We start from the raw sequence: 14,053 nt of genomic DNA, 5'->3' as shown, positions 1-14,053 counted from the left end.
ATATGGGAAGAGGCACAGCCTAGAGCGGTCGAGGTCTTCGAAACCGCCATGGCGAAGGCATGACGCTGCACCATGGCTGTGCAATACTCGCCGCCGTTTTGCCCTGTGGGAACGAAGGAGGGGGGTGTCGCTGGTGAGTACCGTCTCTGCACAACCAGCCTCAGCCGGGAGTTCTCGCTGAATATTGTGATTGATAGAGTGAAAAGCCCTACCGCTGGCTTTTTATACTGCACGCCCCGCTGATCTTAATGACGCGCCTGCCCATGAAGCCGGCGCGGTTTCGGCAAGCCAAGGCTTATCAGCCAACGCTTCGACACTCGGTGGTCATACCCAATAACAAAATGAGGTTGTATTCCTATGCCTGTCGGCAATCCACTGCCCCCTGACGGGACCGCTGAAGGCGGCCCGCTCAAACGCGAACTCGGCGAGCGCCACATTCGGCTGATGGCCCTGGGCGCCTGTATCGGTGTCGGCTTGTTTCTCGGTTCGGCCAAGGCCATCGAAATGGCCGGCCCGGCCATCATGCTGTCGTACATCCTGGGCGGCCTGGCGATCCTGGTGATCATGCGTGCCCTGGGCGAGATGGCGGTGCATAACCCGGTCGCCGGTTCGTTCGGCCGCTATGCACAAGACTACCTTGGCCCGCTGGCGGGGTTCCTTACCGGCTGGAACTACTGGTTCCTGTGGCTGGTGACATGCGTCGCGGAAATCACTGCCGTGGCGGTGTACATGGGCGTCTGGTTCCCTGATGTACCCCGCTGGATCTGGGCCCTGGCAGCGCTGGTCAGCATGGGCAGCATCAACCTGATCGCGGTCAAGGCCTTTGGTGAGTTCGAGTTCTGGTTTGCCCTGATCAAGATCGTGACCATCATTGCCATGGTGCTGGGCGGTATCGGCATCATTGCCTTTGGTTTCGGCAACGACGGCGTGGCCCTGGGTATTTCCAACCTGTGGGCCCATGGCGGCTTCATGCCCAACGGTGTGACCGGTGTGTTGATGTCGCTGCAAATGGTGATGTTTGCCTACCTGGGCGTAGAGATGATCGGCCTTACCGCCGGTGAGGCGCGCAACCCGCAGAAGACTATTCCCAACGCCATCGGCTCGGTGTTCTGGCGGATCCTGCTGTTCTATGTCGGCGCCTTGTTCGTGATCCTGTCGATTTATCCATGGAACGAAATCGGCACCCAGGGCAGTCCGTTCGTGATGACCTTCGAGCGCTTGGGCATCAAGACCGCTGCCGGCATCATCAACTTCGTGGTGATCACAGCGGCGTTGTCATCGTGCAACGGCGGCATCTTCAGTACCGGGCGCATGCTCTACAGCCTGGCGCAGAATGGCCAGGCACCGGCGCAGTTCGGCAAGACTTCCAGCAATGGCGTCCCGCGTCGGGCGCTGTTGCTATCGATCTTCGCCCTGCTGCTGGGGGTGCTGCTTAACTATCTGGTGCCGGAAAAAGTCTTCGTTTGGGTAACCTCGATTGCCACCTTCGGCGCCATCTGGACCTGGGTGATGATACTGCTGGCACAGCTCAAATTCCGTAAAAGCCTGAGCCCTGCCGAACAGAAGGCGCTGAAGTACCGGATGTGGTTGTACCCGGTCAGTTCCTACCTCGCGCTGGCGTTCCTGGTGCTGGTGGTAGGCCTGATGGCGTACTTCCCGGATACGCGCATTGCGCTGTATGTCGGGCCGGCGTTCCTGGTGTTGCTGACAGTCCTGTTCTACCTGTTCAAGTTGCAGCCGACCAGTGTGGCTAAAGCATCGTTGTCGTCAGCGTCCTGACCCGCGCCGCTGACGAAAAAGCCCGGCTCCATTTCATATGGGGCCGGGCTTTTTTTATGCAGAGCAGGGCAGGGGATGACGCCTAGAACGCGTCCATCAGCAGCACTTTGCAGGGCTTGGCCTGATGCTCATTGATCTGCGGCACGAGCCGGGTGAAGTGTTCGGTCCGGCAATGGGTATCCAGCGCCGCCTGGTCGGGCCATTGCTCGACAAAGATAAAGTGCCCGGGGTCTTTCTGGTCGATATACAGGTCGTAGGCAATGCATAGCGGTTCTTGCCGGGTTTTTTCCACCAGTTCGGCGTACCAGGGGCGCACGGTGTCCAGGTGTTCGGGTTTGATGAAGTCTTCTGCGATGACTTTGAGCATGAGGTCGGTCCTTGGAGTCAGCTTTTTCAAGGGTTTTGAGAGGTTGGGTGTTGTGTTGGGTTGGGGTACATATCCATTGCTGTGGTTATGGCTGATATTGGTTCCGCCCTTACGGCGGGTCACTTTGGAAAAGCCCCAAAGTAACCAAAGGGCTCTTGCCCCACCACTCGGTGCCTCGCTCAGGCTCGGCATGCCCGCAGTCCGACATTGATTCGGGGGGCCGCCGCGATGGGCCATCCATGGCCCAGCGCGGCTAAACCGGCGTCCTGCCGGTTTACCCCCCAAATCAATATCGGACTGCGGCCAGCGTGGTTTAACGGGGCGCCTAAGATCAAAGTCAAAATCAAAAACAGAGCGAGGCGGCCTGACAGCCGACCTGATCGTGAGCGTACGCGCTGTTGCCTTTACATCCTTATTCGCTGACAACGTCAGCGGTCTGTTGATCTGCTCTGGCTCTGGCTCTGGCTTTTGATTGTGATCTTGATCTTGATCTGAGGCGCCCCGTTAAACCACGCTGGCCGCAGGCAGGTATTGCGCAGTGGGCACCCCGGCAGGATGCCGGGGTAGCTGCCCCCGGCCATGGATGGCCGATGGCAGCGGGCCCACGGAGCAATGCCTGAGTGCGGGCACACCGAGCCTGAGCGAGGTGCCGAGTGGTGGGGCAAGAGCCCTTTGGTTACTTTGGGGCTTTTCCAAAGTGACCCGCCGTAAGGGCGGAACCCATATCAGCCATAACCGCAGCAACGGATATGTACCCCACGCAACCGCTTTCTTCAAAGCCCTCGACAGGTCCGGTCCCCAGAGCGGCACCTCCCACGGTAGCGCATAAGCTACTCAGGCAGCAGCCACTTCATGAGGCTCGAAACTGTCAGCCCGCGCCATCTGCCACATGCGCGAATAAAACTCGCCGTTCACCTCGCCGGTGAGCAATTCCCCAGGTTTGAGGAATACATGCAACTGCGAGAACAACTTGATCTCAGTGGCTGACATGCGACGGACCAGATGTTTGGCCGACAGTTGCGAAGGGTGATCGAGCCCCGCCGCCGCGAGCATTTCCGCCAGGGCCTTGAGGGTGTTGCGGTGGAAGTTGAACACACGCTGGGCCTTGTCCGGCACCACCAGCGCACGCTGGCGCAGGGGATCCTGGGTGGCGACACCGGTCGGGCATTTGTTGGTGTGGCAACTTTGCGACTGGATGCAGCCGATGGCGAACATGAAGCCACGGGCCGAGTTCGCCCAGTCGGCACCGATGGCCAGGACGCTGGCGATGTCGAAGGCGCTGACGATCTTGCCGCTGGCCCCCAGTTTGATCTTGTCCCGCAGGTTCAGGCCAACCAGGGTGTTGTGCACGAACAGCAGGCCTTCACGCAGCGGCACGCCGATATGGTCGGTGAACTCCACGGGCGCCGCGCCGGTGCCGCCTTCCTTGCCATCCACCACGATGAAGTCCGGGAGGATGCCGGTTTCGAGCATGGCCTTGGCAATGCCCATGAATTCCCAAGGGTGGCCCAGGCAGAACTTGAAACCCACCGGTTTCCCGCCGGACAGCTCGCGCAGTTGGGCGATGAAGTGCATCAGTTCGATGGGGGTGGAAAATGCACTGTGGCGCGACGGCGAGATGCAGTCTTCGCCCATCATGATGCCGCGGGTGTCGGCGATTTCCTGGGTGACCTTGTGTTTGGGCAGGATCCCGCCATGACCAGGCTTGGCGCCCTGGCTCATCTTGATTTCGATCATCCGCACTTGTGGGTTCTGCGCCTGCACGGCGAAGCGTTCCGGATCAAAGCGGCCATCGCTGGTGCGGCAGCCGAAATAGCCACTGCCCAGCTCCCACGTCAGGTCGCCACCGTTTTCCCGGTGATAGGGGCTGATGCTGCCTTCGCCGGTGTCATGGGCGAAGTTGCCCAGTTTGGCGCCCTGGTTGAGTGCGCGAATGGCATTGGCACTCAGGGAGCCGAAGCTCATTGCCGAGATATTGAACACCGAGGCCGAATACGGCTGCTTGCACTGCGGGCCGCCGACAATTACCCGAAAGGCGCTCGGATCGCTCAACGGCGCAGGGCGCATGGAGTGACCGATAAACTCGAAACCGGATTGATACACATCGATCAGCGTGCCGAAAGGTTTGTCGGCGGTTTCGTTCTTGGCCCTGGAATATACCAGCGAGCGTTGGGCGCGGGAGAAGGGCAGGGCGTCGCTGTCGGACTCCAGCAGGTATTGGCGGATTTCCGGGCGGATGGCTTCCACCAGGTAGCGAATGTTGCCCAGGATCGGGTAGTTGCGGCGTACCGCGTGAGGGCTTTGCAGCAGGTCGAACACACCGATCAGGCTGAGCACGCCGGTGACCAGGGTGATCGGCCACAGCCATTCGTGTTCGATAAAAGGGAGGCTGGCAAGGGTAAAAATGACGCATACGGCAAAAAACGCATAACGGCTAAGCAAGGACAAGCTCATACGTATTCCTTGGGTTCGGACTCATCAGGACCTGGGTCTTCAGGTGGTTTGCGCCTGTGTCTTGTTATATTTTTCACGGTTTACGCAGGTTTCCAGCTTAAGGGTGATCTCTCGGCGGGGGCAACCGCTATAACGTGGAGCGCTACTCTTATTGCAATCGGTTCTCGTTTGGATGATTTATTATGTTATTGTATAACACTAGAAGATCACCCAAATACCTGGAGGCTTTATGAAAGCTGGTATCCATCCTGATTACCGCACCGTGCTGTTCCATGACACTGCCGCTGATGTGTTTTTCCTGATTGGCTCTACTGCCGACACCGACCGCACCCACAAGCACACGGACGGCAATACGTACCCGTACTTCGCCCTGGACGTGTCCAGTGCTTCCCACCCGATCTATACCGGCCAGCAGCGCAAGACCCAGGCTGAGGGCCGGATTGCCGGGTTCAACAAGCGGTTTGCGTCGTTTGGGTCTTCGGCAAAAAAAGTCGAGGATGAGTGAAACGAGGGTTGAGAGTCGCGTTCACCCTGTTCCCCCGATGGGGTGCCGCGAGCGCTTTGAGACTGAAACAGGCGTAACCCTGTTTCAGGACTAGGCAGCCGCGAAAGCTATTATTGTGTACTTCTCACATCCCCCAAGCTTTTAGCTTGCTGCCGTGATAATCAATGATTCCCCTGAGGAAATAGACATCTTTGCCGTCCTCTTTCCCGTTCTGCTCAAAAGCGGCTCGCCATTTGCCTCGCCCTGCCCCGGTCTCGACTTGTGGCAAATCTACATAGGTGAAGTTGCCTATTTTTTTCCGACTGATCCGACCTGCCTGAATATCCTGAATGATTTCCTCAAGTTTAGTTCTGGCACTGTCTGGCAAGAGGGGGATTTGGGTATCTGCCAAGTCATCTGATTTGACGATGTTGATTACCGGGTCGCGTGTGGTGGTTTGCACTGAAACCGCAGGAGCGCCCGGGGTGGAGGATGGCTTTTCAATTTTGTGTGTTTGAGCCCGTGAGGGACTGAGCTCCAAAGGTGTTGAAAACTGAGAAATGTTTTTTTCAAATTCCGTAATGGTGACGCTGTCAACTATCTTTACGCCAGAGGCCGTATCGGTTTTTTTGCCATACGACAGTGCAATATAAGGGATGCCGGATTTTTTAAAATCTTCGGAAAATGACTCGATGCCTAGTTTTTTTAGGCGGTCCTTAAAACGAACGGTTATGAATGTTTCGTGAGCCTCTTGTATTTCAGGATCTGATAAAAACTTTTCCAGCGCCTGTTCGTGTGTGAGATTGTGGTCGGATGCTATTTTGTTAAGAGTTTGTTGGTGTCCTTTTTCTTTTATGAAAGCATTTGTATCGTCGTTGTGGGAGGTTTTGAGTTTGTGCTTTAGAGAAAATTTGTCAGCGATTTTTTTATGTTTTGTTGTAAAGGCGTAGCCTACGAATTCTGCTTTCGTGTCGGGGTCTGTAATTCTAATTGAAGCGTGGATGTATTTAGAAAAGTCATTGTTTTTTCCCATGAGCCTTATTATTTTTTTATGCAGGCTTGTCTTTTCAGATGCTGAGAGGGGAGTGGATAGGAATTGAGTTGATCGATTGATGTGGAAATAAATATCCGCATCGACATGCAGCCTCAATAAAGTATTACGCAATTCGGTTTCGGTCCGTTGGTTAAAACCCCACGGGGTCGATAACATACGGCGAAACTTAACCTCATTAACCCCAAGTTTTTGTCGCGCGCTATCCAGTATTTGTTGTTTCTGTAATAGGTCAATCTCTTTGATGGTGACTGCAAACTCCTTTACTTCCGCCGCTGTTGAATGAACACGGAATGCTGCGAGAATGTCATCGTCCACTTGCTGTTCTGCCGTACGCAGGCCCAGGAAGCTCATTATGGGGCCTCCACCCATTGCGCTTCTTTCAGAACGTGCCTTCCAGCTTTTCGCATCACCTGGTACCACCATGAAGTCCACTTTGTTGCCTGTCGGATCTTTTACATAGCGCGCGCCGCTCTCCATATAAGACGGGTATAGGTGATAACGGCCGTCTTGATGCCTCATCGCAATAAATTGATTGTTCTGGTTGTCAATAAAGCTGGGCGCGCCCGTCTTGCGCGACAGCTTGAAGTTATGCATCTGGGCGAACGCCTCCACGTCAAATAGTGGGTCAATGGGTGTCGGCAATCGATACTCTACAGCGTTGATCCAGGCGGGCTCCAACGGTCTGATTGAGGTTTTTCCGATTGTGATACTGGCTTTGTTATCCCCGCTGGTTTTCTTGATGAGCCCAGGGAGACCACGTCCTAACTTCTTGGCGTTATTCAATCCTTTAATGATTCCCCGACGTAAAAACGACAGCAGGCGCTTGCCCGGAAGTAGATCCACCAGGAAGTCGGCTGCCTCAACGCCAAACATCAAAGCATTCACCGCCGATTCACGTGCCACCTCTGCGTTGCTCCGTGAACGGAAATCCGCATGTGCAAGTTGAAAGCCCAACTGTGCCGAATACAGGAACTCGTGAAAGTTCCCGGTAATCGGGGTCAAGGTATAACGGTGTACGCTGCGGCTATCGCTGAAGATCTGCGCCAGCTCCTCGGTATCGTTGGTGGCCATCCGCTGGGTAAAATAGGCTTGCCATTCGGGTTTTACCGTCAGGTTGTCCAGTTCTGCCAGCCCGCTGGTCAGCTCCCTGAAAGGCATGCCATCTGGAGCATCCGGTGTATACAAAACACTGACGCCGTCGGGCTTGGTGTTTTTTCGCTGAATGACGGCGACCCCATTGACGACCTGGCCCCCTCGGCCACTTTCCAAGGCACTGCCCAGTACCAAGAGATTGGCCTCGATAACGAATCTGTCGACCGGGGGCCGAGTTGTCGAATCGGGGTGTTCTACTACCGCCTTTATCCAATCCAACCCGCTGCCGGGCGTCTTGAATGTAAACAGGTTGTAGGCGCTGGGATTCACACGGCTCTCATGGGCGTATTTTTTCATTTTCGCCGCATTGGCACGCTGCCACAGCGTGGCAAAGGTGCTTCCCTCGCCGTCCAGCGAGAAGGCTGATTGGAGATACTCCTGATATTTTTTGTCGATGTCGGCTTGCTGGGCGAGCGCGCGCAAGTCTGTGTCGCCGAGCCGACCATGTTTTTTCCCCGATGTATCGATAATGTCGGCCGTGGCGCTGGTCGTTCGGTGTATCTGGTGCACGGACCAAGCCTCGACGTTGCGTCGGGCATAACTTCCCAGGGTGCGCAGATCTACAACGGACTTGGTGTCCCAGGAGCCTTTCGTCAAGTTTTCGCCATCCAGATACTGCGGGATGTCTATCTGCGGGTCCTCGCAGATAAAAACAGTTCCGGTTCTTTCGTTGCGATATCCCGTGACCTTGACGGGCAGAGAGGATGTCACGCGCAGATGCACCAGGCTTTTATAGTGATCAATATCCACATCGGCATATGCGGGTTTCTGTATTTTCAACACTTTATCGGTTTCATCAGCGGCGAAGGATGTCAGTGTCGAAATCTGCTCCAGCAGCGGGATAAGCGCGTTATTGCTGTCAATCATTGCCGTCTCAAGTCGCTTGTACTGAGACTGATCCTGGGAGTTAACTGTTTTCAACCAGTGCGGTTCGCGCAGTTCTACCAAGCGTAGATTACGCGCCGCAAGGGCGCTGGAAAGATCCAGCTGCGGGGTCAAATCCGCCGCCAGATCAAGCTCGCCTGTCATTGGCAACGTCTCTTTGAGCAGGACATCCCGGACACTGAAGTACTGTCTGACCCGAAGTGAATGAATGCTTGTTGTGATTACATCGGCGCCGATCACCGCTGGGTTTTCCGCCAGCACGGGCATGTCGTTCAGCTCTGCGCGAGCCGATGCAGGCAAGCTGCCGACCAGCAGCTTGCCTGCCGATTCGGCCTTGGCTATACGTGCCGCGACGGTTTCATTCAAGCGCGCCAGACTGTCATATTCCTCAAACCCTTCGCCGGGGCTATAGAGCAGCACACTGCCTATGGGGGGTATCTGGTTCGTGGCACTCATGATGAATGCCGCGGCAAACTCACTGCCGTCTTCCAGCGCAAGCCGGTACACGCCGGGTCTGCGGTCAGCGGCGAAGAGCTGTTCCCGAGCCGCCGCAGTCGGGTATTTCAGTACGTTATCTGCCAGCGTTCGTCCCGCCGCCGATAACGTGCCGTCAACTGTGCGCAATGCCAATTGATGGGCCAGGGCCTGACGGCGTAGCGCGACCAATTGCTCCTCTGGGCTGGGCTGTTCGTCCTCCCTGGTTTTCCAGAAATCATTCAGGTTTTTCGTGAAGGCTATTGCCAGCACGCTGGTCAGCGTCACTACCGAACCGATGAAGGAGAGGCGTTTGTCCGCTTCCAGTGTGTCGGCTTCCCGATAGAAGGCGCCGGTCTCTTGCGTCAGATAGTTTTCATTACCTGGTTCCCGCAATTTGCTCAGCAGTGAGCTCAGGAAGTCGGAGGACAGAAGTTGTTTGCGCCCCTCGCTATCCTCACGGTAACGATTGTAAAAAATCTGGTTTGGATTGATGGGATGGGGCAAGTCAGGAAAGGCAGCGGCCAATTGCTGTTGATACACGCTCTCCAGACTTGGCTGCTTTAGCATCAGGTCGCCGATCTGGACATTCAGGTTGCCAAGTTCGCTGATGAGATGTGCCTGTTGTTCGTCAGTCGTTTGATTGGCCGCTGGTATCACAGGCAGTGTCACCGGCAATAAGGGATCAGGGGACACGCGGTTGGCCGAGGGCAGTTGCGGCTCCTCAAGCTGTGGGCCTTGGGAGGGAGGCAATGAAATGTGCATAGTAGAAACCCGTACGAATGGGGCGCTGCGCAGGTGCAGAGCGTCCGATTGAATATGAGTTTTGAGTGTATGGTTGGCGTTCGCGGGCACAGCGGTGCATGTATGTTGGACAAACGCGCGGGCCTTTCGATTGCCTGCGGCGCAGGTGCATGTGATCCTTGCGGCCTTTTAGATTGAGGCGTTTATTCCATGTCCATGACCATCCGCATCGCGGCCGCCCTGTTGATAGGCAACGACGGCCAAACCTTATTGGTGCGCAAGCGTGGCACTCAGGCATTCATGCAGCCGGGCGGCAAGATCGATGCTGGCGAACAACCCGCCGAGGCCCTGGCCCGTGAGCTGTACGAAGAGCTGAACCTGCGCATTGATCCAATCGAGGCTGTCTATCTCGGGCACTTCTCGGCGCCAGCTGCCAACGAGCCGGGTTTTACTGTGGAAGCCGAGCTGTTCCAGGTTTTCATCGATGTGGATGTGTTGCCCGCCGCCGAGATCGAGGAAGTACGCTGGATCGATCCGGCAGGCGACGGTGGCCTGCAATTGGCGCCCTTGACACGTGACCTGATCCTGCCGTTTTATCGCTCATCCCTGGCCACCGCCTGACCTGTCGGGCTCAAAGGACTGAAGCATGATCCCTCTCAATGAATTGCTGATTTTCGCCGCCGCCTCGTTGCTGCTGGTGCTCACTCCGGGCCCGAACATGATCTACCTGATCTCCCGTTCGATCTGCCAGGGACGCAAGGCCGGGGTGGTTTCATTGTTGGGCGTGGTGGCCGGGTTCTTTGTGCATCTGGTCGCCGCCGCAGCGGGGTTGACGGCGGTGTTTCTCGCGGTGCCGATGGCCTACGAAATGCTGAAGTGGGCCGGTGCTGTCTACCTGTTGTGGTTGGCCTGGCAGGCAGTAAAGCCCGGTGCGCGTTCGCCGTTCGAGGCCCGGCAACTGCCGCCGGACTCGACGCGCAAACTGGTGACTATGGGCTTTCTCACCAGTGCGCTGAACCCGAAAATCGCGGTGTTCTACCTCTCGGTTTTCCCGCAATTCATTACCCCGGAACACGGCTCGGTGTTTATCCAGAGCCTGCTGCTTGGTTTCACTCAGATCAGCGTGAGCTTTATGGTCAACCTGCTGATCTCGCTATTCGCCGCCAGCATTGCCGGCTGGTTTATCAACAACCCAGCCTGGCTGTCGGTGCAGCGCTATTTCATGGGCTTCGTATTGGCTGCGTTGGCCGTGCGCCTGATGCTTGAGCAGCGCCGCAGCGCATGATCATCCGCACGCTCAAAGCCAGGGACGCGGAGGCCTATCGGGCGCTGATGCTGGAGGCTTATGGCGCGTATCCCCAGGCGTTTACTTCCAGCGTGACCGAGCGCGCCGCGATGCCGTTGGACTGGTGGGAAAAGCGCCTGGAGAGCCCGCTGGATCACTTGCTCGGCGCGTATGTCGGCGACGAACTGGCCGGCATTGTCGGCCTTGCATTCGAGTCACGGGAACAGTCGCGGCACAAGGTGACTCTGTTCGGCATGTATGTGTCCGACGCCCACCAGCAACAAGGCCTGGGCCTGCGGTTGGTGGAAGCAGCGCTTATCGAGGCGCGCCAACACCTGCACCTCAAAGTGATCCAACTCACAGTCACCGCCGGTAATGACGCAGCCTTTGCGTTGTACCGGCGTTGCGGGTTTATCCAGTACGGCCTGGAACCACTGGCGGTGCGGGTGGGTGTCGATTACTTCGACAAGATCCACATGTGGCGCGAACTTGAGAGCAACTGAGATCGGGCTCAGCGAACTGCACTGACCCCATCCAATGTCGAAAACGACGTGTCCTTGGCCGTCAGCAAAAAATCGCGCATGTAAGGTGCATCCAGCATGTCTGCGCGGATCCCGGCATACAGCGTGGCAAACAAGCCTTTTTCCCCCAGGCGCTTGGCTTTTACATAACCCCGCGAGCTGTACTCGTGCAGCGCCCAATGAGGCATGCCGCAGACCCCGCGACCGCTGGCCACCAGTTGCATCATCATCACTGTCAGTTCAGAGGTGCGAACCTGGGCGGGTTCCACATCGGCCGGTTCCAGGAAACGGGTGAAAATGTCCAGGCGATCGCGTTCCACTGGGTAAGTGATCAAGGTTTCCTTGAGCAGGTCCTCGGGGACGATGTACGGCTTGTTTGCCAGAGCATGCTGGTTGGCCACGGCGAGCATGGCCTCGTAGGTGAACAGCGGCACATAGGTAATGCCCGCCAGTTCCAGAGGGTCGGAGGTCACTACCAGGTCCAGGTCGCCACGTGCCAGGGCCGGCAGGGGGGCGAAGGCAAAACCCGAGGCCAGGTCCAGTTCGACCTCCGGCCAGGCATCGCGGAACTGGTCGATGGTCGGCATCAGCCACTGGAAGCAACTGTGGCATTCGATGGCCATGTGCAGGCGCCCGGCAGTGCCACCGGCCAGCCGCGCGATATCCCGTTCGGCGCCGCGCAGCAAGGGCAGGGTGGCATCCGCCAGTTGCAGCAGGCGCAGGCCGGCGCTGGTAAATCGTACCGGCTTGGTCTTGCGCACGAACAGCGGCATGCCCATGCGCTCTTCCAGCTCCTTGAACTGATGGGACAAGGCGGACTGCGTCAGGTGCAGGCGCTCGGCGGCTTCCACCAGGCTGTCGGCTTCGCGCAATGCGTGCAGGGTCTTGAGGTGACGGATCTCGAGCACGTGCTCTCCATGAATAAAGTTTGTGACAAATTCAGATAGAGTGAGTCTGTCTCATGTTGTGCCTGATGTCGACACGCCGCCGCAAATGACCACTGGGCACCCTTCATCAAACTGTCACGCAACTGTGGCAGCGCGCTTGAACAAACTTCATCAGACTCGCGCTCTACTGGATTTCTGCGTTTCGGTGTTTTTCATGCGTGTGTTGCTTTTATTGGCCGCCCTGCTGTGCGGCCTGCCGTCCTTTGCGGCTTCTCGATGTGATGTCAATGTCCCGACCGAACGGGTCGACCTGGACCAGGTAAGCCTGGCGTACCAGAGCATTGGTCGTGCCTCCGACCCTGCATTGTTGTTGGTGATGGGTCTGGGTGGACAGTTGATCCACTGGCCGGACGAAGTGGTGGTCGCACTGTGCAAGCAAGGTTTGCGGGTTATCCGCTACGACAACCGCGATGTCGGGCTGTCCACCTGGCGCCGGGCGCCCGCAAGCGCCAACCTGACCTTGGAGGTACTGCGCTACAAGCTGGGCCTGCCGGTGGCAGCGCCGTACACCTTGACCGACATGGCTGACGACGGCCTGGGGCTGATGGATGCGCTGCAGGTGCGACAGTTTCATGTATTGGGCGCGAGCATGGGCGGGATGATCGCCCAGCACATGGCAGCCATGGCGCCGCAGCGGGTGGAGAGCCTGACCCTGATCATGACCAGCTCCGGTGCGCAAGGCTTGCCTGCGCCGAATGCGGCGCTGGTGCAATTGCTGTCGCGACGCAGCGCGCCCAACCGCGAAGTTGCCCTGGAGCAGCAGGCGGATCTGCTGGCAGCCCTGGGCAGCCCGCAAATCAAAGATGATCGTCAAGCGCTGTTGCAGCAGGCTGCGCAGTCTTACGACCGGGCTTTCAACCCTGAAGGCGTAAAGCGCCAGATCATGGCGATCCTCGCCGAACCGAGCCGGGTGCCTTTGCTCAATCAACTGCGTGTGCCGACCCTGGTGGTTCATGGCACGGCCGATCCGTTGTTGCCGGTGATGCACGGCGTGCACTTGGCTGCTCATATCAAGGGTAGTCAGTTGCGCCTGATTCCTGGCCTGGCCCATCGTTTTCAGGAGGCGTTCAAGGCGCCGTTGCTGGCGGCGGTGTTGCCGTATCTGCGAGCCCACCGCGAAGAAGCGGCGCATTGGGCGCAGGTTGAGCCCGCGGGACCTTCCAAGGTTTTATGAGGGCGGTCTAGGGGTGTATGGTGCGAACTTTCCGGCGTGTAATGCCTGTGAGGTTGCCTAAATGAGTACTGCCCTGAAAATCGATTTTGTCAGTGACGTGTCTTGCCCCTGGTGCATCATCGGCCTGCGCGGTCTGACCGAAGCCCTGGACCAATTGGGTGTCGAAGTGCAGGCCGAGATTCATTTCCAGCCCTTCGAGTTGAATCCGGAGATGCCTGCCGAAGGGCAGAACATCACCGAGCACATCAGCGAAAAATATGGTTCCAGCGCTGAAGAGTCACAGGCCAATCGTGCGCGTATTCGCGACATGGGTGCCGCGCTGGGATTTGCTTTTCGCACCGATGGACAGAGCCGGATCTACAACACCTTCGATGCTCATCGACTGTTGCACTGGGCCGGGCTCGAGGGGTTGCAGTACAACCTCAAGGAGGCGCTGTTCAAGGCGTACTTTACCGATGGGCAGAACCCTTCCGATCACGCTACCTTGGCGATCATCGCCGAGAGCGTCGGGCTAGATATCAAGCGCGCCGCCGAGATTCTTGCCTCCGATGAATATGCCGCTGAGGTTCGTGAACAGGAGCAACTGTGGATCTCCCGTGGCGTGAGTTCGGTGCCGACCATTGTGTTCAACGATCAGTACGCGGTCAGCGGCGGTCAGCCGGCGGAGGCGTTTGTTGGCGCTATCAGGCAGATCATCCTTGAGGCCAAGGGCTGACAAGTATTGCTGGCGGCA

Annotated in this window: 11 protein-coding genes; 7 read left to right on the top strand and 4 right to left on the bottom strand. The window is 57.3% G+C overall.

Annotated elements, in window-relative coordinates; translation table 11 throughout:
- The first annotated feature begins 357 nt into the window (after positions 1-357).
- Positions 358-1,779, top strand: coding sequence for an amino acid permease (locus OQ460_RS19510; RefSeq protein ID WP_410019004.1), 1,422 nt, complete (start codon positions 358-360; stop codon positions 1,777-1,779).
- An 82-nt stretch (positions 1,780-1,861) separates the two neighbouring features.
- Here OQ460_RS19510 and OQ460_RS19505 read toward each other — a convergent pair whose 3' ends face one another.
- Complete coding sequence (locus OQ460_RS19505; RefSeq protein WP_410019003.1) at positions 1,862-2,146, bottom strand: putative quinol monooxygenase; 285 nt, start codon at positions 2,144-2,146, stop codon at positions 1,862-1,864.
- Positions 2,147-2,980: 834 nt separating this feature from the next.
- Positions 2,981-4,600 (bottom strand): FMN-binding glutamate synthase family protein, encoded by a 1,620-nt coding sequence (locus tag OQ460_RS19500; protein WP_410019002.1) that lies wholly within the window; start codon positions 4,598-4,600, stop codon positions 2,981-2,983.
- Positions 4,601-4,829: 229 nt separating this feature from the next.
- Here OQ460_RS19500 and OQ460_RS19495 point away from each other — a divergent pair, with 229 nt between their 5' ends.
- Positions 4,830-5,105, top strand: coding sequence for a type B 50S ribosomal protein L31 (locus OQ460_RS19495; protein ID WP_410019001.1), 276 nt, complete (start codon positions 4,830-4,832; stop codon positions 5,103-5,105).
- Positions 5,106-5,229: 124 nt separating this feature from the next.
- Here OQ460_RS19495 and OQ460_RS19490 read toward each other — a convergent pair whose 3' ends face one another.
- Entirely contained in the window at positions 5,230-9,414 is a 4,185-nt protein-coding gene (locus OQ460_RS19490) for a dermonecrotic toxin domain-containing protein (RefSeq protein WP_410019000.1), read from the bottom strand.
- A 189-nt stretch (positions 9,415-9,603) separates the two neighbouring features.
- Between OQ460_RS19490 and OQ460_RS19485 the strand changes: the two genes are divergently transcribed.
- The 3 genes from OQ460_RS19485 to OQ460_RS19475 are packed head-to-tail and all read left to right on the top strand — an operon-like array spanning position 9,604 to position 11,181.
- The gene (locus OQ460_RS19485) at positions 9,604-10,014 is read left to right on the top strand and encodes an NUDIX hydrolase (RefSeq protein ID WP_410018999.1); all 411 of its coding nucleotides are present in this window, start codon (positions 9,604-9,606) and stop codon (positions 10,012-10,014) included.
- A 25-nt stretch (positions 10,015-10,039) separates the two neighbouring features.
- Positions 10,040-10,678, top strand: coding sequence for a LysE family translocator (locus OQ460_RS19480; protein ID WP_410018998.1), 639 nt, complete (start codon positions 10,040-10,042; stop codon positions 10,676-10,678).
- A complete protein-coding gene (locus OQ460_RS19475; RefSeq protein WP_410018997.1) occupies positions 10,675-11,181 on the top strand; it encodes a GNAT family N-acetyltransferase in 507 nt (168 codons plus the stop codon). The genes OQ460_RS19480 and OQ460_RS19475 overlap by 4 nt, the downstream gene beginning before the upstream one ends.
- An 8-nt stretch (positions 11,182-11,189) precedes the next feature.
- On the opposite strand, the gene metR is transcribed toward OQ460_RS19475, so the two are convergent.
- A complete protein-coding gene (metR, locus tag OQ460_RS19470) occupies positions 11,190-12,107 on the bottom strand; it encodes a transcriptional regulator MetR (protein ID WP_410018996.1) in 918 nt (305 codons plus the stop codon).
- A 193-nt stretch (positions 12,108-12,300) separates the two neighbouring features.
- On the opposite strand from metR, the gene OQ460_RS19465 reads away from it, so the two are divergent.
- Positions 12,301-13,320 carry an alpha/beta fold hydrolase gene (locus OQ460_RS19465; protein ID WP_410018995.1) on the top strand — a complete coding sequence of 340 codons (1,020 nt, stop codon included), beginning with the start codon at positions 12,301-12,303 and terminating at the stop codon, positions 13,318-13,320.
- A gap of 61 nt (positions 13,321-13,381) precedes the next feature.
- A complete protein-coding gene (locus tag OQ460_RS19460; RefSeq protein WP_410018994.1) occupies positions 13,382-14,035 on the top strand; it encodes a DsbA family oxidoreductase in 654 nt (217 codons plus the stop codon).
- Positions 14,036-14,053: the final 18 nt, after the last annotated feature.

Origin of the sequence: Pseudomonas imrae, from assembly GCF_046352735.2 — a bacterium.
GTDB lineage: Bacteria > Pseudomonadota > Gammaproteobacteria > Pseudomonadales > Pseudomonadaceae > Aquipseudomonas > Aquipseudomonas imrae.
Note: the sequence above shows the minus strand (reverse complement) of the source record. Positions and strands in the feature narration are given on the sequence as shown.

What these genes read in the sequence shown, in the direction of transcription:
- OQ460_RS19510 (WP_410019004.1), top strand. Translation starts at nt 358, where the DNA reads ATGCCTGTCGGCAATCCACTGCCCCCTGACGGGACCGCTGAAGGCGGC.
- OQ460_RS19505 (WP_410019003.1), bottom strand. Translation starts at nt 2,146, where the DNA reads ATGCTCAAAGTCATCGCAGAAGACTTCATCAAACCCGAACACCTGGAC.
- OQ460_RS19500 (WP_410019002.1), bottom strand. Translation starts at nt 4,600, where the DNA reads ATGAGCTTGTCCTTGCTTAGCCGTTATGCGTTTTTTGCCGTATGCGTC.
- OQ460_RS19495 (WP_410019001.1), top strand. Translation starts at nt 4,830, where the DNA reads ATGAAAGCTGGTATCCATCCTGATTACCGCACCGTGCTGTTCCATGAC.
- OQ460_RS19490 (WP_410019000.1), bottom strand. Translation starts at nt 9,414, where the DNA reads ATGCACATTTCATTGCCTCCCTCCCAAGGCCCACAGCTTGAGGAGCCG.
- OQ460_RS19485 (WP_410018999.1), top strand. Translation starts at nt 9,604, where the DNA reads ATGTCCATGACCATCCGCATCGCGGCCGCCCTGTTGATAGGCAACGAC.
- OQ460_RS19480 (WP_410018998.1), top strand. Translation starts at nt 10,040, where the DNA reads ATGATCCCTCTCAATGAATTGCTGATTTTCGCCGCCGCCTCGTTGCTG.
- OQ460_RS19475 (WP_410018997.1), top strand. Translation starts at nt 10,675, where the DNA reads ATGATCATCCGCACGCTCAAAGCCAGGGACGCGGAGGCCTATCGGGCG.
- OQ460_RS19465 (WP_410018995.1), top strand. Translation starts at nt 12,301, where the DNA reads ATGCGTGTGTTGCTTTTATTGGCCGCCCTGCTGTGCGGCCTGCCGTCC.
- OQ460_RS19460 (WP_410018994.1), top strand. Translation starts at nt 13,382, where the DNA reads ATGAGTACTGCCCTGAAAATCGATTTTGTCAGTGACGTGTCTTGCCCC.